Source organism: Neobacillus niacini, assembly GCF_030817695.1.
Classification (GTDB): domain Bacteria; phylum Bacillota; class Bacilli; order Bacillales; family Cytobacillaceae; genus Neobacillus; species Neobacillus niacini_F.
The window spans coordinates 1,910,665-1,930,468 of record NZ_JAUSZQ010000002.1 but is presented as its reverse complement, the minus strand read 5'-3'; the positions used below and the strand labels follow the sequence as shown (position 1 = coordinate 1,930,468).

General features: G+C 37.1%; 20 protein-coding genes. 1 reads left to right on the top strand and 19 read right to left on the bottom strand.

The window, feature by feature from the left end:
* Nucleotides 1-38 precede the first annotated feature (38 nt).
* The 4 genes from QFZ28_RS09875 to QFZ28_RS09860 all read right to left on the bottom strand — a co-directional run bounded on the left by QFZ28_RS09875 (nucleotide 39) and on the right by QFZ28_RS09860 (nucleotide 3,855).
* The gene (locus QFZ28_RS09875; protein WP_307194467.1) at nucleotides 39-1,181 is read right to left on the bottom strand and encodes a YqgU-like beta propeller domain-containing protein; all 1,143 of its coding nucleotides are present in this window, start codon (nucleotides 1,179-1,181) and stop codon (nucleotides 39-41) included.
* Between the two features lie 193 nt (nucleotides 1,182-1,374).
* Nucleotides 1,375-2,508, bottom strand: a complete 1,134-nt coding sequence (locus QFZ28_RS09870) for a M14 family metallopeptidase (protein ID WP_307194466.1) — start codon at nucleotides 2,506-2,508, stop codon at nucleotides 1,375-1,377.
* Nucleotides 2,509-2,662: 154 nt separating this feature from the next.
* Complete coding sequence (locus QFZ28_RS09865) at nucleotides 2,663-3,637, bottom strand: ROK family glucokinase (protein ID WP_307194465.1); 975 nt, start codon at nucleotides 3,635-3,637, stop codon at nucleotides 2,663-2,665.
* 5 nt (nucleotides 3,638-3,642) lie between these two features.
* Nucleotides 3,643-3,855 carry a YqgQ family protein gene (locus QFZ28_RS09860; protein ID WP_307194464.1) on the bottom strand — a complete coding sequence of 71 codons (213 nt, stop codon included), beginning with the start codon at nucleotides 3,853-3,855 and terminating at the stop codon, nucleotides 3,643-3,645.
* Between the two features lie 191 nt (nucleotides 3,856-4,046).
* Between QFZ28_RS09860 and QFZ28_RS09855 the strand changes: the two genes are divergently transcribed.
* Complete coding sequence (locus tag QFZ28_RS09855) at nucleotides 4,047-4,880, top strand: hypothetical protein (protein ID WP_307194463.1); 834 nt, start codon at nucleotides 4,047-4,049, stop codon at nucleotides 4,878-4,880.
* Here the strand turns inward: QFZ28_RS09855 and QFZ28_RS09850 are convergent.
* From QFZ28_RS09850 to QFZ28_RS09780, 15 genes are all read right to left on the bottom strand, one after another.
* Complete coding sequence (locus QFZ28_RS09850; RefSeq protein ID WP_307194462.1) at nucleotides 4,843-6,411, bottom strand: rhomboid family protein; 1,569 nt, start codon at nucleotides 6,409-6,411, stop codon at nucleotides 4,843-4,845. The two genes, QFZ28_RS09855 and QFZ28_RS09850, sit on opposite strands and share 38 nt — an antisense overlap.
* Before the next feature lie 124 nt (nucleotides 6,412-6,535).
* Nucleotides 6,536-6,742 (bottom strand): hypothetical protein, encoded by a 207-nt coding sequence (locus QFZ28_RS09845; RefSeq protein WP_307194461.1) that lies wholly within the window; start codon nucleotides 6,740-6,742, stop codon nucleotides 6,536-6,538.
* A gap of 58 nt (nucleotides 6,743-6,800) precedes the next feature.
* Nucleotides 6,801-7,748 carry an L-lactate dehydrogenase gene (locus tag QFZ28_RS09840; RefSeq protein WP_307194460.1) on the bottom strand — a complete coding sequence of 316 codons (948 nt, stop codon included), beginning with the start codon at nucleotides 7,746-7,748 and terminating at the stop codon, nucleotides 6,801-6,803.
* 96 nt (nucleotides 7,749-7,844) lie between these two features.
* Nucleotides 7,845-8,639 (bottom strand): DUF92 domain-containing protein, encoded by a 795-nt coding sequence (locus QFZ28_RS09835; RefSeq protein WP_307194459.1) that lies wholly within the window; start codon nucleotides 8,637-8,639, stop codon nucleotides 7,845-7,847.
* The gene (locus QFZ28_RS09830) at nucleotides 8,636-9,202 is read right to left on the bottom strand and encodes a 5-formyltetrahydrofolate cyclo-ligase (RefSeq protein ID WP_307194458.1); all 567 of its coding nucleotides are present in this window, start codon (nucleotides 9,200-9,202) and stop codon (nucleotides 8,636-8,638) included. The genes QFZ28_RS09835 and QFZ28_RS09830 overlap by 4 nt, the downstream gene beginning before the upstream one ends.
* Before the next feature lie 58 nt (nucleotides 9,203-9,260).
* Nucleotides 9,261-9,410 carry a 50S ribosomal protein L33 gene (gene rpmG, locus QFZ28_RS09825; RefSeq protein ID WP_307196991.1) on the bottom strand — a complete coding sequence of 50 codons (150 nt, stop codon included), beginning with the start codon at nucleotides 9,408-9,410 and terminating at the stop codon, nucleotides 9,261-9,263.
* Between the two features lie 144 nt (nucleotides 9,411-9,554).
* Entirely contained in the window at nucleotides 9,555-10,793 is a 1,239-nt protein-coding gene (locus QFZ28_RS09820) for a glycosyltransferase family 4 protein (RefSeq protein WP_307194457.1), read from the bottom strand.
* Nucleotides 10,786-11,469 (bottom strand): DUF4912 domain-containing protein, encoded by a 684-nt coding sequence (locus QFZ28_RS09815; RefSeq protein ID WP_307194456.1) that lies wholly within the window; start codon nucleotides 11,467-11,469, stop codon nucleotides 10,786-10,788. The genes QFZ28_RS09820 and QFZ28_RS09815 overlap by 8 nt, the downstream gene beginning before the upstream one ends.
* A gap of 205 nt (nucleotides 11,470-11,674) precedes the next feature.
* Nucleotides 11,675-12,334: a phosphate signaling complex protein PhoU gene (gene phoU / locus QFZ28_RS09810; RefSeq protein WP_307194455.1), complete on the bottom strand. Its 660-nt coding sequence runs from the start codon at nucleotides 12,332-12,334 to the stop codon at nucleotides 11,675-11,677.
* 12 nt (nucleotides 12,335-12,346) lie between these two features.
* Entirely contained in the window at nucleotides 12,347-13,147 is an 801-nt protein-coding gene (gene pstB, locus QFZ28_RS09805; protein ID WP_307194454.1) for a phosphate ABC transporter ATP-binding protein PstB, read from the bottom strand.
* A gap of 25 nt (nucleotides 13,148-13,172) precedes the next feature.
* A complete protein-coding gene (gene pstA, locus QFZ28_RS09800) occupies nucleotides 13,173-14,051 on the bottom strand; it encodes a phosphate ABC transporter permease PstA (protein ID WP_307194453.1) in 879 nt (292 codons plus the stop codon).
* Nucleotides 14,051-14,959 (bottom strand): phosphate ABC transporter permease subunit PstC, encoded by a 909-nt coding sequence (gene pstC / locus QFZ28_RS09795; protein ID WP_373428122.1) that lies wholly within the window; start codon nucleotides 14,957-14,959, stop codon nucleotides 14,051-14,053. Before pstC ends, pstA begins: the two co-directional genes overlap by 1 nt.
* A gap of 118 nt (nucleotides 14,960-15,077) precedes the next feature.
* Nucleotides 15,078-16,040 carry a PstS family phosphate ABC transporter substrate-binding protein gene (locus QFZ28_RS09790; protein WP_307194451.1) on the bottom strand — a complete coding sequence of 321 codons (963 nt, stop codon included), beginning with the start codon at nucleotides 16,038-16,040 and terminating at the stop codon, nucleotides 15,078-15,080.
* A gap of 228 nt (nucleotides 16,041-16,268) precedes the next feature.
* The gene (locus QFZ28_RS09785) at nucleotides 16,269-18,419 is read right to left on the bottom strand and encodes a peptidoglycan D,D-transpeptidase FtsI family protein (protein ID WP_307194450.1); all 2,151 of its coding nucleotides are present in this window, start codon (nucleotides 18,417-18,419) and stop codon (nucleotides 16,269-16,271) included.
* 162 nt (nucleotides 18,420-18,581) lie between these two features.
* The gene (locus QFZ28_RS09780; RefSeq protein WP_307194449.1) at nucleotides 18,582-19,799 is read right to left on the bottom strand and encodes an MFS transporter; all 1,218 of its coding nucleotides are present in this window, start codon (nucleotides 19,797-19,799) and stop codon (nucleotides 18,582-18,584) included.
* Nucleotides 19,800-19,804: the final 5 nt, after the last annotated feature.

Genomic DNA, 19,804 nt, shown 5'->3' with positions numbered 1-19,804 from the left:
ACTTAAAAAAATTGAAAGACTGCCAGCCGGCAGTCTTTTTATTTTGCAACGAGCTCCCTTACCTCTTTTGTTTTGAGATCAATGATCTTTTCAAAACGATTACCATATAGTGCAACTTCGCCCGAAGGGGATAGAAGAATGGGTTCATTTTTCAGGTCCTGCAAAATGACATGACTGCTTCCACTGTTAATATTATAGCTTACAAGTTCAAAACCCTCCCTATAAGCATCAGCCTCTGCGCTTTTTACTGGCTTAAGAGTAATAAATTCACCTTTACTAACATTTAAGTCATTGTAAGGAACCAACCATCCAGAAAACATAGTTAGGTGAGGAATGGAAAACGAATTTAATACCTTTTTGTCCTTATCATAAAAAGTATAGGAAGCCTGTAACTGTTCGACGTCTTTGACTGTAACAGTCATTAAAATGTTTTTGAAAGTTGCGAATTGAAGTACTTCTGTAAGTATTTCTTTCTCATCCTCTGCACTTAAATTTTTCGTCATGAGTGGTGCAAAAAGAGATGGACTTTCTTCATCCCACTTCAAATAGGCTACTTCCTCATTACCGATCCATTTAATAAAAGGTTGAGGAAGTGTTAGTTCAGTCGTTTTTCTTTGTTCAATGTCTAATAGCAGCATTTGATAGGTCCAATCTTCATTAAAAGATGAGATTAGGATTTCAGACTCATTGAATGGGTTCCATTCAAAAGTTAATTCATATGATGGGATAGATTGTTTATAGATTACTTTGCCCTCAGGAGATAGTATGGTAACTTGTCCTTCATACGTAGAAGGAGATGATTGAATAAGTATATTCTTTTTTGATGGGCTTATCTGTAAAGTCACAATAGGAACTTCACTTTTATAAAGTAATTCACTGCTTCCTGTTAGAAGATTATAAAGATAAACAGACGATGATTGTTCAAAATTTGTAATATAAAGTAATTGATGGTCCGAATACCAGGAACCTATTTTGTAAAACTCACCCTCTGGTATTTCGATTGGAAGTTTCCATGTTCCTTCAGGTTGTGATGGCGGGACATTTTGCTTGTCATGATCTTCAGAAGGGCTGGGCTTGGCATCTTGTAGTTGCGCACAAGCACTTAAAAAGGAGGCAAAAACGAGCGAAAATAAGATTTGATAAATAAATTTTTTAATGATATTACCTTTGTTACGGCTCATTTTCCCCCTCCCTCCACTTTTTCTTCACATTAATTAGTACGTTTATTTTACAGAAATGTTTCAATCATTACAGAAAATTCTAGAAATAAGAAAAAAGTCGCATATTACACGACTTTTTTCTTATTAAAATCACCAACACAACAATTTATTTTAATGTCATTGAGGTCATTTTACAAGTCGTGTAAACAACTATTTACAAATAAATTGCAGCTAGAAATATTCCCTCAACTTTATGGAGAATGTCGTCAAATTGTGATAAAGGCAATGGATTTATGCCCCTTCCCAATTCAATGGTGAAACCAGGGCGTTTATATTCTTGAATATACCAATCTTTAAATCCCGCATGACTATCGACATTTCGAATCGCCTTATATCCACTCACTCGTTCGAATTCTTTTGCTAAGATTTCAGATTCAGGTGGTTCGAATCCTTCATATCCCCAATAAAATTCCTCGCCTTGAGTATGAAAGGCCAAAATTCGATCATATTGATTCTTCTTAATCAAGTCAGCCATTGCTTTTGCTTCTGGTTCTGATAAAGAAGAACTGCCGGGATAATCTCTGGGTGCAGGAGACTTGGGTGACTTCCTTTCCTGCTCAATCTCCCAATTTGCCGGAAACTGATTATTTAAGTCTACCCCCCGTATGTTTGCCTTCCAATGAACGAATTCATCACTTCCTTCATTTATCTCGATAACCTCTTGTCGATTGCTTGTTGACGGTCCACTTAATACCAGGTCTACCCCGTCCGGGTTGACCATCGGAACAATGGATAGTTCAGTTTCATTATATAAATTTATGGTATTGACACTTCTAAACGTGCTTCGATTCGTTAAAGAAATAAGGTATTGATTAACAAGCCTCATTAAAACCATGGATGTAATCCATTCATTCGCATGAAAAGAAGCATTCATATGAACTTTTTTCAATCCCTTTCCAATCCTTATTTCTTGTATGGGATTACCGAGAACACTAGTACCGATTGATTCTATATTTATAAATGGATATAACTTTTTTAAGGTTTTGATTTGCTTCGTTAAGATCCCCGAACCGTAAGGCAATTTTGAGCTAACATGGTGTTGTGTTATACGTTCAGGTAAGTACAGGGTGTCACCCGGTGCTAATTGATTGGGATTTTGCATTTGGTTTAGTATCATCATGGCATCGATGGATAAGTTTCTTGCCTTTCCAATTTTCCATAATGTATCCTCTTCTTTTATCGTGTATGGAACGGAAACATAGCCTGGTATCATTATTTTTGTACCAGTTATCAAATTAGCTGGATTTATGTTCTCGTTTGAATCGATAATGAGTTCAAGCGGGACCATAAATAATCGACTATAAATACGCGCAGGAGTCACCTTCCCGGACTCTAACCTCCATATTTCTTCCTCCTTCCATCATAAAAATAATATGACAAAAGGCGGTAGAAAATGAGCAAAACAAAAACCTGCATTTATGTACAGGTTTTTAGGATACTTCTTATAGGTTTAGTTTATTTTTTATCAACCATGCTGCGCCTATTACTCCAGCGTCATTTCCTAGTGTGGCTAGCGAAAGCTTTGTAGATTCTCTAGCCGCTGAAAAAGTAAACTGAGAGAAATTTGCTTTTACACCGTCTAATAAAATATCACCAGCTCGCGAGACTCCACCGCCGAGAACAATCATTTCTGGATTTAAAGTATTTGCAATATTTGCCAGAGCAAATCCTAAATGAAAAGTGACTTCATTGAGGATTTTTTTAGCGAGTTCATCTCCATTACGAGCATTATCAAAAACATCTTTTGCTGTAACTTTTCCATTTTTGGCAAACACTACAGCAAGCTGTCCCTTTGATTCGGGCTTTGAAAGTTCACTTTCCGCTAATCGAACAATACCAGTTGCAGAAGCAATCGTTTCAAGACAGCCGGACTTACCACAGTTACAAGGTGCACCACCAAAAGGTATTGAGGTTATATGACCAATTTCCCCAGCCGCACCGTTAATACCTCGAACAATATTACCATTCGCAATGACTCCGCCACCTACACCGGTTCCAAGTGTTACGCATACTAGATCGCTTGCCCCCTTACCAGCACCATTCCACATTTCACCTAATGCAGCACAATTAGCATCGTTTTCGATAGCAACTGGTAATCCTGTTAAAGAATGCAGACTCTCTTGTAATGGAAAGTTATCCTGCCAACCCAAATTAACAACATTTAAGACAACACCTGTCTCATAATTTATAGGTCCAGGTGCCCCCATGCCAATACCTGCTAATTTTGTTTTCCTCTCATTACATTCTCCTAATTTATCATCGATAGCATTTGCAATGTTGATCGTAATATTTTGACCTTCGTTCGAGTTATCTGTTGGAATTTCCCACTTATGTAGAATTTCTCCGTCCATATTAATAAACGCCAATTTAGTAGTTGTCCCTCCAAGGTCAACTCCTACTATCCATTGTCCTGACATTGTAATCACCTATCTTTTTCTTCTTTTTCGTTTAAGAATCTTATTTCATGTCTTAAAATTAACAATGCAGTCGAGTATTCTTTTGGTTCTATTAACTGAGCTTGATATAAATCTTTTATTTCAGACTCCATTAATTCAAGGTCAGCTATTCGATCACCAATATAAATAATCGTTCCAAACTGCTTTAAAAATTTTTGAATATCATAGATTGACTTCATTTCTTTTAGCCCTCTTACCTAAAGAATAAGAAACTTTACATGTAAAGTATACCTTAAGCCCCCGCCGCCCTCAAGATGTTCTTACATAGCAACCCTAATCCGGCTAAAAATCAGGCATGTCCAGCCAGTTTTCCCCATAATATTAATATTACTACTACTCTATTAATAGTAAAAAAGAAGGATGGGATCAGATGAAAAAAATCTACTTGGTGCTAGGGATACCAATTCTCCTCATTCTGGCCTTTGTAATCTATCAGCATACGAACCCACAGGCACAGGAAAGTATTACGTACTTCCCGATTGACCCAAATGTAACCTTCAAAACGGCCCAGACCACACTTACATTAATGAATCAACAAGCAAATACTATCCTTTGGAAGGAACATTCCATCCTAGACCGTAAAGCCTACTTAAGGCAGGATGCAGCCCTATTATATGCCAATGGCCGACTATTAGAGGGATTATGGAATTGGAAACAAAATACGGCAGTGCTTGAGCAGGAAAAAAGAATGTCTATTGATAAAAGTGCGCTGTTACAAGCGATTACTTTTCACCATGCAGAGCTTCATGATAAGGAAGATCAAATTTCCAGCTCACAAACAATGTCGTCAGATCAAATGTACTTCATTACAGCTCCTGCGGATGAAGTAAATATAAAAAAACAACTGGACCAACAGACCGAGAGAATGCTTCAGCTTAGCTGGAACAAAGGACTCCGCTTTTTTGCAATAAATTTGGAAAACTATCAGGCTTTTCCCCTCAGCCAATTCAATGAAGCGGCAAAGGATGTATTGCCGGGTTTTACAAAATCAGAAACTGCTGCGGTTGTAGGAAATCTTTGGGAGGGTTTATATAAAAACTATATTCTAGGAATTAAAAAAGCAGACGGTACTAGTGAAAGTCCAAAAGGCAGTACCCTTCCGCTTATTTTAGTTGCAACTGATAAAACTCATCTATTGGTATTAACAGAAACGGCTTCGGGGGAGCCTATTCTCCTTCGTCAGATGATGGGAGCAGTCGATTAAGTTCTTCGGCCAATTCAGCATATTCCTGTTGACTTGGTCTTCTTTCTGCTGCCTTTTCAGCATTTTCTTTTGCGTTCAATATGTCATTTTCCTCTAAATAAATTAATGCTAGATTATAGTATGCTTCAGGTAAATCCGGATCCAGTTCTATCACTTGAAGGAGATGTGATTTCGCTTCCTTTAGCTCACCAAGCTTAATTTCAATAAAGGATAATGCAAAATATACCTCTGCAGATGGTTTATTGGATTCTGCGTATGTTGTTAAAACGTCATATGCTTGTTCATAATTTTCTTGTTTAATATACTCTTGAGCTAACATCATAGTGGAACTTTCATTTCCACCGGACTCCGAATGCCGAAAGCCATAGTATAGCGAGCCATAAATAATAGCGGCAGAAACCAATAAAAATATCAGTTGCAAGAATGGCTTTTTCTTCTTTGGGAAATGCAATATTCCTGCTGCCAGAAAGCCACCCGCTAATCCGCCTAAATGACCGGCATTGTCTACAATCGAAACGGTAAAACCAAAGATTAAGTTGAAGACAAGAACGGTTATGACACTTGGTCCCATTGTTCGAAAAAAAAGTTTCGGATAAATCAGGGCAAAATAAAGCAATGCTCCAAAACAGCCAAAAATTGCCCCGCTGGCTCCTGCAGAAATATTTGGGCTAAAGATGAAACTAGCGATAACCCCTGATATACCCGCAAAAAGATAAATAAATAAAAAACGTATATTTCCAAAGATTCTTTCTACAGCTGGACCTAAAAAATACAGTGCTAAGGTGTTCATGGTTAAATGTAAAAAACCTATGTGCAGGAATATGGGTGTAATGAATCTCCACCATTCTCCATCGTAGATATAGGGATTAAATTTTGCCCCAAATTTAATGAGAGTAGATGTATTTGTACTTCCCCCTTGCAATTCTAACAACAAAAAAACAGCCACCTGGATGATCATAAAAAAGTAAGTGAAAAATGGCTTCCCGTTCGTAAATATTTCTTTTTCTTTCTTTGCCATTTGTACCGCAAAATCTAACGTTGCCTTCTTTTGAGCGTATACATCTTGCTCTGAATACTCATCATGAATGGGGAAAGAGAATTCCCTTTCTACTATAGTTGATAAAGATTTAAATCCTGACTCATATTGATCACGGGTTATTAGTACAGAGCTGACACTTGTTTTATTACCTTGTGGAAAAATAAAAGGATGTTCCAACCGAAATTGGTACTCATCAACAGGAGGAAATTGACTAATGTAGATATTCACAATCGAAAGCTCCACATGGCCAAGCTGTTTTCGAACCTTTTCACCATTTGAGGCTGTAAATTCTATATCTCTTTGCAAGTTGTTGCTCCAGTCAAAATCCTGCCGCAGCAACCGAACAACTGGGGCCTTTTTGTTTTCAAGTCTTTCCAGCCATAATTCTTTTTGATTTTCAAATAATTGAATGATTCGATAGCCTTGTTCCGAAATGAAGAAATAGGCCAATCTCCAAAAGATGTAATCTTCTCTATTGTTCAATACCCCCACTACTTTCTTTTAGGACTATATGTATCCATTTTTCACTAGTTTATATCATTATAAACGAAAAACAAGTCTAATAATGGCTAAACAAGTTGGCATTTTTATAACAAAAAAAAACCATCTGTGGTTTTCACCATTCAGATGGGTTTTCAGTTGGTCCTCCAAATACAGTCTGCATCATTTTGTTTTTCACGCCTGGAAAGCTCATGATTGAACCTACGGCAATGCGACGCATCCAGCCGGACCTTAGCATTAAGTTAATAATTCGATACCTAAAGCGGAATGCAAAATAACCAATTGACCCTATCATAAATATGGATGTTAACATACGAGACATGAGTCATCCCTCCTATTCATATTGTGTGAACAGGAGGCTATTTTTATCCAACCCTTTTTCAGTACTTACTTAAAACAGGGTCCATAGTTTCCTTTAATACCTTTACGGAATTGGAGAATTTTTCTTTTTCCTTTTTATTCAGGTCAAGTTCAACGACCTCTCTGATTCCACTGCGATTTACCACTGCAGGTACGCCAATATAGACATCATTATGACCGTACTCCCCATCTAAATAGGCAGAAACAGTTAATACGGAATTTTCATCACGCAATATCGCTTTTGTTAATCGAACGAGTCCCATCGCAATTCCGTAATAGGTGGCGCCTTTTCTTTCAATAATATGATACGCTGCATCCCTGACATTAATAAATATATTGTCAAGGTCTTCTTGGTTCGTTTCATGCTTACTAGTCCATTCGGATATTTTCATTCCGGCAATATCTGCATGGCTCCATACTGGAAGTTCCGTGTCTCCATGCTCACCAATAATGTAGGCGTGAACGTTACGTGTATCGACATCATAATACTGTCCCAATAAAAAGCGGAATCGTGCAGTATCTAAAATCGTACCAGAGCCAATCACCCTCTCTTTTGGCAGACCAGAAAACTTCCATACTGCATATGTTAAAATATCAACAGGATTCGTTGCAACAAGGAAAATACCATCAAAGCTACTTGCCATTATTTGTTCAACTATTCCTTTAAAAATGTTGGTATTCTTCTCTACAAGATCAAGCCGGGTTTCACCAGGCTTTTGATTAGCCCCTGCAGTAATGACGACAAGGTCAGCTTGATCACAATCTGTATAGCTGCCATACCAAATTTTGGTGCGTGAAGGTGCAAATGGCAACCCATGATTTAGATCCATTGCATCCCCTTCTGCTTTGGCTTCATTTAAATCTACTAATACTAGTTCTTCCGTTATTCCTTGATTTAATAAAGCAAAGGCATAGCTTGATCCAACGAAACCAGTTCCAACAAGGACAACTCTATTTACTTTTACCATTGCATTTCCTCCTAGGCATAGTGAATATATTCATACTTCAATGGTACACTACCACACAAGTTTTTCTCAGTATTAGCTATCTTTAAATCGCTATAGTTAACGAATGGTTACGTAATAAATGACAATCATAGATAACAGTGCAGCAATTAATCCAGATAAAAAATTCACCATATCATTATCCACTATATGGAACCCTTTTATTCTTTTTCCTGCCTTTTGGCAATGGACTTTTTTCTCCGTTTCAATCCCACATATAGTGCAAATATAAACCTGTTGATAAAAGGCACCAAATAAAGTATCAATGACATTACCTAAGAAGCCGAATAAGAAAATGATAAAAAAATGGAATAACTGTAAATGAAATAGCCAAGTACCTGCAAGAGCAATTAACATGGAACCAAAAATGGCAGCAGTAGTCCCTAACGAACTGACAGCTCCCGATGTTCCTTTGTCAATTGGCTTAAAAGTACGTATGTATACAGGTTTTCTTTTACTTAACGTACCGATTTCTGATGCCCACGTATCTGAATTCGCACTAGCAAGGCACACGATAAACCCAATCAGCCAAAATAAATCCTGTTGAAAATAATATATAATACTTATTAAAGCTGCAGAACCACCATTTGCTGCCACCTGACGCCAATCTCTTGTTGCTCCCTTAGCTATTTTTTCTTCAATATCTTTTTTGACAGAGCTTTTATATTTCGACCAAAGGCTTGATGTTATAAAAAATAGTCCAAGTAGGATAAGCCCTTTTATTCCAAACCCCAAAAAGACAGCCGACCCTACGATTACGGCAGCAGTGGCCCCATTACCACTTAATGACCGCTCCCGATAGCCTGCAATACCACCTAAAATAATAAACATGATAATGATTATAGTTTTAATCATTTTATTTTTATTACCTCGTCATTTGTGATAATCTTCGAGACTGGGATATCATGCTTTTCGATAGGAAATTGAGGAATAACTTGGAAGTAGAACGCTAGAGATAGTGTATTTCCTTTATAATTCGTTAAATAGCGATCATAGTAACCACCGCCAAAACCAAGCCGAAACCCCTCTCTTGTATAGGCTAAACCTGGTACAAATAAAAGATCGATTTCCTCAGGCTTTACCTTCATGGTCAGTTCAATTATCGGTTCGAGTAATCCATAAAAAACGGATTCTAGTTGTGAAAATTCCGTTATTTTTCTGAAGGATAAAGTCTTTGTCTCGGGGTTGCACTTCGGGACGACAACCTCTTTTCCTTCTTCCCAGGCTTTTCGGATAATTTGGTATGTGTCAACTTCAGGTTCCTTCGAGATTGTAATCCCAATTACGTTTGCATTTAGCCAATCTTCATCTTTATAAAGTGTGTTAGCAATTATATGGGAATAATGTTCATAATAAGGTTTAGTAAGAAGCGCCAGGCACTCCTTCATTTCTTTACGAATAAGCTTTTTTTCAGTCATGTTAATCAGAATCTCCTTATTTTTTTACAACAAAAAAAGCAGCAGGAAGCCCTACTGCTTATTTTGTTTCACGATGTGCTGTTGTACGCTTCTCTCTTGAGCAATATTTCTTAAGCTCAAGACGATCAGGGTTGTTACGTTTATTTTTTGTTGAAATATAGTTACGATCTCCACACTCAGTGCAAGCTAACGTAATATTTACACGCATGTCAATTTCCCTCCAAACGATTAAGCTAGTTCGTTCATACGACTTTTCTATAATATCATTTTTCAAAAGGAAATGCTAGTATGTTTTTTAAAAGGTCATTTTCCTACCCATTTTACGCTAACCTTAAAATTATTTATACAAAAACTATCTTGTCTTTCCGCTCGTATTTGCCCTTTTATCTAAAAGTGTATCTTCCATTACATTAACCGTTTGAGAAGCGATTCGCTTCCATCCATATAAACTCTTAACAATTTTCATTCCTTTTATACCAATCTCTTTTGCTGTTTGGGGATTCTCCAATAGGTAGTCGATATTAGTAAGGAGACTTTCTGCGTCACCTGGAATCATTAGTAAGCCAGTTTGCCTATTCATCACAATTCCTTTCAGCCCGCCCGTTTCTGAAACAATGGTAGGTTTTGCAAGAATCATGGCTTCGAGAGCTACAATCCCAAAGGGCTCATATAAACTAGGAAACACAGCAATTTCACAATTCGCTAATAGCGCATTTCTTTCCTCGTCCGTAACATAGCCTATAAAAGCAATATGATTGTCTAATTGTTTTTCTGTTACCATCTTACTATATCTTTCCAGCATGGGTCCTTTTCCAGCAATCACAAAATAAATATCCTGTCCCCTATCCTTTGCTGCTTGTGCAGCCTCGATAAGAGTCTCAAACCCTTTTTCCTTTACGATTCGACCGACTGAAAAAATATATTTTCTATTCTTAATGAATGGATAAATCTCGTTTGGATTTACTTTAACATCACTTTGTTCGATACCGTTTGGAATAATGGTCATTTTTTTGTCTGAGAGTTGGAAATTTGCTAAAAGTTCTTCTCTCATATATTGGCTGCACACAATTACCTGATCCGATTCCGTAATTAGCTGATGTTCTTTTTCATGGATGAACCGCTGCATGTCTGTATGTATTCCATTATTCCGACCATGTTCAGTTGCATGAATTGTGGATAATAAAGGAATGGATAAGAATTCCTTTACTGTAATAGCAGATGATCCTACTAACCAGTCATGAGCATGGACGATATCAAACTTTGTATCTGTTGCAATTTTTTCAACCAGAAAACTCATCGCTAAATTTAGACCCACTATCCAAGAGAGAAAATCATCGTCTTGATTGTTGAGTGGAGCCACACGATGGACATGAACACCATTCATCATCTCGTATGCCGCTAGGCTGCCATTCCGTGCGGTCACCACATGGACCTGGTGACCTTGCTCGGCCAAATGAACAGAAAGACCATAAACATGCCTAGAGAGCCCGCCTACAATGTTTGGCGGGTATTCCCATGATAGAATTAAAATTTTCAGTTGCCAGTCATAGGAATGTTTTTGGGGCATTTCAGTAATTATTTTATTATCCATTTTTATGCTCCGTATTTTTTGATTCGCCGTAATAGCTGTATGTACTTACATGATCAATCCATTTAGGCGAATACTGATCAATTTGTTGATAGTGTACTAAATTATTATAAATTTCACTTCCATTTACATTTCCTAATGTCGGGGTATGAACAGAATCAGAGCGAAGGATTGGAAAAAAATCATTATTGTTAAATTTAACACCTAATTCGGCTATATAGCTTCTATTAGCTGTGAGTCCTTTAATAAACCAATGCCCCTTATTGTAGGGTACCGCAATATCATAGTAATGATGTGCATTTTTACCTGTGAAAATGAGATCGGTAACATCATAGAGTCTAACAATGTGGATCAATTCCTCGAACTTTCTGTTATAAAATAAAGATATAACTTTCTCGGGAATCTCCGATGTTTCCCAAAAGACGATGATCTTCCTTGGGGTAACTAGTTTTACTTGAAGTTCACCTTTAATTGGAGCAAAATCAAACGTTGGCTGTTCGATAACGGATTCTTCCTTTTGGTTTTCAGGTCCTACAGTACAATCTTCTATTTGATTATCCTGGCTATTTACATATTTATTCCATCTATATTGGACTTTTCCAACCGTAGTATTTAGTTGTGAGGCGATTTTTCGGAACGATAAACCACCCTCTCTTAGTTTAATAATTTCTTCAATCATTGTTCTCCTCCATTCTGCAAACACATATATATGCAAAAGTAATCTAAATATTCTTTCATAGATAATCTTAATGGTAACATCGGCAGGCGAACTGTACAATAAACGTATTTTGTCGTATTTTGCTTCACATAAAGTGACAATTTTCTCAGAATATAAAAAAGATGAGACAAATTAATCAGTCTCATCTAAGGTGAAGTATTATTTCTTATTCATTTAATTCAAAGCGTTTACCAGTTACCAGGTAAATGACATTCTCTGCAATATTAGTTGAATGGTCCGCAATTCTTTCGATAAATCGGCAAACAAATGACAGTTGGATAATCTGGTTCGTTGCATTAGGATTCTCTGGGACCATGCTGATTAATTCGTGTACCAATTTACCAAACATGTTATCCACTTCATCATCTTTTTCTGCACATTTCTGTGCAAGCATGACATCTTCATCAATATATGCTTTAACCGACATGCCTACCATCTCAAGCGCTTGATCCATCATTTTTGGTATGTCACGAATTTCTTTAAAGTGCTTTTCTTGACCAATATGGATCGCCGCTTTTGCTATATTAACAGCCATATCAGCCATTCGTTCCACTTCAGATGAAACTTTTAGAGCGACATTGAGTGTTCTTAAATCTTTGGCAACAGGCGACTCTCTTGCAATTAAAAGCAAGGCTTTATCATGAATTTCATGTTCTAATGCGTCTATTTTATCATCACCATCAATAACCGTATTGGCTTTTTCAATATCGTGATTTATAAGGGCACTTAGTGAATCACGAACAGCCGTCTCCGCTAAACTTTCCATTTCTAAAAGTTTTGCTTTTAAATCTGCTAATTTACTATCAAATTTTGACCTCGTACTCATCCTATCACCTCATCATCCAAATCTTCCTGTAATATAGTCCTCGGTTCTCTTATCTTCTGGAGTAGAGAAGATTTTATTAGTTTCTGAAAATTCTACCACTTCTCCATTTAAAAAGAAAGCAGTTTTTTTAGAAATACGTGCAGCCTGCTGCATGTTATGAGTAACGATAATAATACTAAAGTCCTTTTTCAATTCCTGCACAAGTTCTTCTACTTTTAAGGTTGAAATTGGATCGAGTGCCGAAGTTGGCTCGTCCATTAAAATAACATCAGGTTCAATCGCAAGACAGCGGGCAATACAAAGACGCTGTTGCTGCCCTCCGGATAATCCATATGCATTTTGGTTAAGACGGTCCTTTACTTCATCCCAAATCGCTGCCCCTCTCAAGCTCTTTTCAACAATCTGATCTAAGACTTTTTTATCGCGGATACCATGTATTTTTGGTCCATAAGCCACATTTTCGTAAATTGATTTCGGAAATGGATTTGGCTTTTGGAATACCATGCCAACCTTAGTTCTTAATTCCTCTACTTGGTATGACTTATCGAGGATATTTTTTCCTCGATAGACAATTTCACCAGAAGTTCTTACACCTGGTACTAGTTCAATCATACGATTTAACGTCTTAATATATGTTGACTTTCCACATCCTGAAGGTCCGATAATTGCGGTAACTTCATTTTCCATAATATCTAAATTTATTTTCTTTAGCGCCTGATTATCACCATACCATAAATCTAAGTCGCTTGTTTTATATACAATTTGCTTCTCTTGTGGATTAATTATTTTTGCAGTGGCTGTTGTTGTTTCCATAGTAGTTTGCCTCCCTATCATTGCCTTAATATCTCTTCTGGAATTTATTTCGAATTAACACAGCGATCGAATTCATGATAATTAACATTACCAGTAAAACGATAATCCCTGCGGCAGCTAAAGCATGGAACTCTGCTTGAGGACGGCCTGTCCAATTGTAAATTTGTAAAGGTAATACGGTAATCATATCAAAAAATGTTTTTGGTAAAAATGCAAGGAATAATGGCATACCAAGGACAACAAGCGGCGCTGTTTCTCCAATTGCACGGGAAAGTGCCAAAATCCCTCCGGTAAGTATTCCTGGAATTGCAGCAGGAAGAACAATACGAACTATGGTCTGCCATTTAGTTGCCCCTAGCCCAAATGACGCCTCTCTTAATTGATTAGGCACCGCGCGAATAGCCTCTTGTGAAGCTACTATTATGACAGGCAACACAAGTAAACTCATAGTAAGACCTGCGGCCAGGACACTTGTCCCAAATGCTAACGCACGAACAAATACGGTTAAACCAAGTAATCCGAAAACAATAGAAGGGACACCCGCTAGGTTTGAGATATTCACTTTAATAAAATTTGTTATCGCATTCTCTTTTGCATATTCTTCGAGATAGATCGCAGTACCCACACCAAGTAGTAAAGAAACAGGTGCAACAACTGCCATAAGCCAAATTGTACCAATTAGTGCAGCATAAACACCTGCATTTTCAGGCTTCCTTGAAGGAAGGCTTTGCAAAAATTGCAAATCTAAATAGCCAAGTCCTTGAGAGAATATCCGATATAATAATACTCCTAATATTAGTAAAACAAACATAGTTAAAGCAAAAAATATCCATTTTGAAATTGAATTTTTTGATAATCTTGGTTTCATCCGTTTTACAACGGAATCATGATTAATTAAATTCATTAGTATTCCTCCCTAAAGCGACGAGTGATGTATTGTGCTAATAAATTCATCACCAATGTAAATACAAATAACGTCATTCCAACGGCATAAATACTATAGTAGATCGTCGTACCATAGCCTGCGTCACCTTGGCTGACTTGGACAATATATGCTGTCATCGTTTGAATGGAGCTTGTCAAATTCCACTCAAGATTAGGCGTTGAACCACCGGCAACCGCCACAATCATCGTTTCTCCGATTGCTCGTGAAATCCCTAAAACGATTGAGGCAATAATTCCTGAAATAGCCGCTGGCAGAACGACTTTAATGGCTACTTCAAATTTAGTCGACCCTAGCGCAAGTGCACCTTCACGCATAGCATTAGGAACCGAAGTCATCGCATCCTCTGAAAGAGAAGCAATCATCGGTGTTATCATGATTCCAATTACAATACCAGGACTTAAAGCATTAAAAATTTCAAGGGATGGAATTATTTCACGTAATATAGGAGTAACAAAGGTTAGAGCAAAAAATCCATAAACAATCGTTGGAATTCCCGCTAAAACTTCTAATATCGGTTTAATAATTCTGCGAGCTCGATCTGATGCATATTCACTCAAATAAATGGCTGAAGCCAAACCTATTGGCACAGCTACAATGGCGGCAATAACCGTTACCTTTAGAGTTCCCATTACTAACGGCAGAATACCAAATGAACCTTCCGTTTCTGAAAATGGATACCATTTTTTAGCCGTGAAAAATTCCTTAATAGATACAGCATCAAAAAATAAAAATGTTTCAAAGATGAGCGTAAGAACAATACCAATCGTTGTCAAAACAGAGACAGCCGCTGTGAGGAATAAAATATATGGCATAATTTTTTCTGTAATTCCGCCAGCACTTTTCTTTTTCTTCTTCTCTTGAATCATTTTCTGAACCGAGAAGGAATTTGTGTTTTGATTAGTCAAATTGAAAACCCCTTTCATTCACATGACAAGAAGAGAAGCACATTTCTAGTGCTTCTCACCTATATAATTATTCTAGAGCCTACTTAAGAGTTTCTAGTGTTTCAAGCTGTTTTGTGTACTCTTCTTCAGGTAATTTTACATATCCAACATCTTCAGATAATGTTGAAGCATTTTCTAATAAGAACTTTACAAAATCATAAACTTCTTCTTGGTCTTTAATAGCAGAGTTTTTCACATAAGTATATAACGGACGTGATAATGGAGAATACTCTCCAGATTCAATTGTTTCATTCGTTGGCTCAACAGGACCTTCTCCGCCATCAATTGGAACAATTTTCAAAGTATCTTTGTTTTCTGCATAGTAAGCATAACCAAAGTAACCAATAGCATTCTTGTCACCTTGAACACCTTGAACGAGTGTATTGTCATCTTCAGAAAGAGTTGCTTTTTCAACAATTGGTTGTCCATCAAGAATTACTTCATCAAAGTAATCAAAAGTTCCTGAATCTGTACCAGGAGAGTATAATTTGATTTCTTCTGCCGGCCAATCCGGATTGATATCAGACCATTTTTTTGTTGTTCCATCTTCAACCCAAATCTTCTTTAAGTCTTCGATTGTTAAGCTATCTACCCAATCATTGTCTTTATTTACGACTACTGAAAGTCCATCATATGCTAATTGTACTTCAGTATAATCAATACCTTTTTCTTTAAGAGCTGCTGCTTCTTCATCTTTAATCGGACGTGAAGCATTGCTTAGTTCAGTTTCACCAGCGATAAACGCTTCAAAACCGCCTCCAGTTCCTGATGAACCAACAGAAACTTTAACCTCTGGCTGTGTCATACCATATTCTTCAACCACCGCTTCCATAATTGGGAAAACTGTAGATGAACCGTCTATTTTAATTTCACCTTGAAGTTGCTTTGTTTCTTCGCCAGCTTGTTCTTTATTACCTTCAGTTCCTTGGGCACCACAAGCTGCAGTGATTGCTAGCACACCAGTCATCATAGCTGTTAGTGCTAATTTCTTAAAGCTTTTCATTACTTAATTCCCCCTACGAAAATTGGTTTGTTTAATTCCTGTTCGTTTTCCTTACAAGATTAATAATATACCCCTTCTGTAAAGCTTGTTTTAATGAATTGTAAAGGTTTTGTAAATGTGTGTATGACTTTTGTAAATCATAAATAAAAAGTACTAATTTTAGCATGTCTATTTTAAAAAAAACTATGAAAAAAACCTGCCTCAGTTTTTGAGACAGGTGGATGAAAACTATTGATTGTTTTGTTGAGTTTCTGTTGTTTCATTTGTACTTTCAGCATTTACTGCAGCTCCTTGGTTTTCCGTGACAGGAGTCTGCTTCTTTAGATTAAAATAGGTATCCATAACCCTTCTGCCAATAATATTTGCAGTAGCTGGACCACTGTCTCCTTGGTATGCCCATGGAACTAGAACAGCCATGGCAACCTCTGGATTATCAGAAGGTGCATAGCTTATAAGACTTAGATTCATTACTTCAGGTGGAATTTTCCCAAATTTCTTTCGCTCTGGACCATCATAAAAAGCTTGGGCAGTTCCTGTTTTACCTGCTGGACTGTACTCTGCACCCTTAAAGCTGCTAACACCAGTACCATCCCCTACTTGCATTACCATTCTAAAGCCTTCCTGTACTCGATCGATCCATTCATCCTTACCATCGATACGATTTAATATAGTTGGTTCAATTTCTTGAACAATTGGACCCAATTCGTTACTTTCCAAAACCGGTTCGCGAATTTCCTTTACTATATGAGGCTGGACTCGATATCCGCCATTCGCAATGGTTGATACATATTGAGCTAATTGCATAACCGTATAAGTATCATACTGTCCAATCGCTAAGTCAAGAAGTAAACCAGGCTGTTTCAACGGTCCGGCATAACCTGTACTCTCATTTGGAAGGTCAATTCCGGTTTTTGTACCTAGACCAAATTGACTAAAAGATTGACGCATCGTGTCAAAAGCAGTTACGTCAAGTGGAAGCGGCTTATTCGGTGCATATTGTCCACCTGCCATTTCAATTACTGTCTTCCACATATAGACATTTGATGAAACCTGAAGTGCTCTAAGGTCGTTAATATTTCCAAAGTTTTTCCAAGAAGACTTTGGAGGAGTGTTTTTAATCAATAAAGGTGAGTCATAATGGGTTGAACCTGGCTGTATTGCACCCGTATTATAACCGGTTAAAATAGTTGCGCCTTTGACAACAGAACCAACATTATAAGAAGTAGTAATATTTCCTAGCGCAAAGTCACGCATTTCTTGTTTATTTGTCTCATCGTTTTTGGCAATTTGCTTCCCGGCCATTGTTAGTATTTCTCCAGTATGTGGATTCATAAGAACCACAAAGGCACGGTCTAGGAGAGCAGATTTAGAATTTTGTTTTGCATTCCAAAGTTCTTCTTCAATAATTTTCTCAATTGCAAGCTGTAAATCCATATCAATTGTTAAGACAAGGTCTTTTCCACGCTGTCCTTCTGAAACCACTTCAGTGGACAATATTTTACCAGCCTTATCTGTTACATTTTTTACTTTTCCTTTTTGCCCATGTAAGACATCTTCATATTGCAGCTCAATATAGCTTTTACCGACTCGGTCGTTTCGGTTGTAGTCACGAGCAAGGTATTCCTCTAGTTTATCTTTTGGTAATCCTTCATCTGAAGATGTAACATTTCCAAGGACGGTTTTTAAGGTGTTTCCAAAAGCATAATATCGTTCCCAATCTGTGGTGGTATCAACACCAGGTAAATCCTCTAAGTTTTCACTAACTACAGCGAACTCTTCAGACGTGACATTTTCATTTTTGACAATTTGCTGTGTTAGGGCATAGCCACTGTTAAATTCCCTAAATATCGCAAGTGTTTCTAAATCTTGTGGAGTTAAACTTGCAAGGTCACTCTCATTAATCCTTTTTAGCTGTAGATTATAAATTTCTTTGTCATCTAATTCATCTTGGTCGTATAAGTCCCATTCTTTCTCGGTAATTTTTGCTTTTGCTTTCTCCGGGTTTTTTAATATCCAATAATCCTGTTTATCTCGTTCACGAATTTTTGATATATCTTTATCAATCAGCTGTGCTAAACGTTCAGCCGTTTTGAGCATTTCTTCTTGGCTTGTATCTTGAAATTTTGTGTATGTGATAGCATTTAATGGTGTATTATCTACGATAACTTTACCGTTCCGGTCAAACATTTTCCCCCGTGGCACCGGGTTGTTAACGGTAATATCCTCAGTTCTTTCGATTTCTCGTTTAAAATCCTCTCCATAAACGATTTGGACTAAACCTAAACGCAGAATAAGAACAGAAAACAGCACAAATATAACAAAGAAAAGTATGTTCAAGCGAAAAGTGACATGCGGCTTCTTTTTCTTTTTTATAACCAAGTTCTTCACTTCCTTGTCAATTCGACATGATAAGCCTTATTTTAGCGGAAAACCGTCGTACTTTCTATGAAAAAGACTTACCAATTGACAACATCCAACAAATCACACAAAAACCATCCAAATAAAAAAAAACACAATGAGTAATACGATCTACTCATCGTGTCAAGCCGCAGGTAATTGGACTCTCCTTACGAACAAATAAATAAGTGAGTGACCAGCACCTAAAAATAAAAGAAGGATTGGTATGCTTTGCTTTTCATTAAACCAAGTAACTGCTGCTAAGAAAGATAATATCGAAACGATTCTCCCCAAATTAATATAGATTTCGCGGACCACTATATATTCAATTCTCATTTCGGCCGCTTTCCAGGCAGAACCAATCACATCATAGGTAGTGGACATATATGGTACAAGCAGGATAGGATAAGCAACGGCAATCATTGCTGCGTAAATTAAAAGTTTTACATAGTTAACATCCCAGACGATAACCAAAACAGCTATATAAAGGATAATACCACCTACAAGTATCGCCTTTTTTCGCTTGTTTTTTTTAATTAACCGGGATGCAAAATAATAGGCTATGAAGGAAATTCCGGAGTTAATCAGTCCAAAGGTGCCTAGTGCAAGCTCACTACCAGTAGAAATGTATACCAGTACCGAGATAATAAATAAAAATGTCCCTTCTCTAAGCCCTTGGAAGAAATTCGCATTCGTGATAAGACGCCAGTTTTCATTTTTCTTTCTTTCTTCTAATATCCTTCTAAAATCATACTTACCATTTGCAGGACGAGGCTTTAATGAAAAACTTAGGAATACGGCAAGTGCAAAGAGAGATAGTGATATTCCAAAGACAATCGAATACCCCGTAAATTTTTCAAAACGAGTAATAATAATTCCAGCGGCAATTGGCCCAATCATTCCGCCGGTAGAAGATAAAATTCCTAAAAAGCCGTTAAAAAAGTCTCTTGTTTCAGGTTCAGTTATTTCAAACGTTAAGACATTATAGGCCAGCCAATAAAATCCATATCCAACTCCAAGCAGACTTCCTAATAGTAATAGATAGGTTGAAGCATTTTTCCCGGTTATTAAAACCATTAAATAAAATATCGCTAAAAAACTGACTCCGATTCGTAACACTTTAACGCGATCAATTTTTTTTGCCCATCTGCCTGCTAAGATGAAGGTTAAAGGCTGTAAAATAACAATCGAAAGGTTATAAAGCGCTAGGTCAGAATATTCTCCCGTTTGTTTCCATAAATAAATATTCACAAAAGTATTTGATAGTGCAACACTTAGAGAATATAAACCACCGATGATTAACAGCAACGATAAATCTTTTGTTAATTGTACGTCACCTAAAAACTTAAATTTTTTCGCCATAGTAA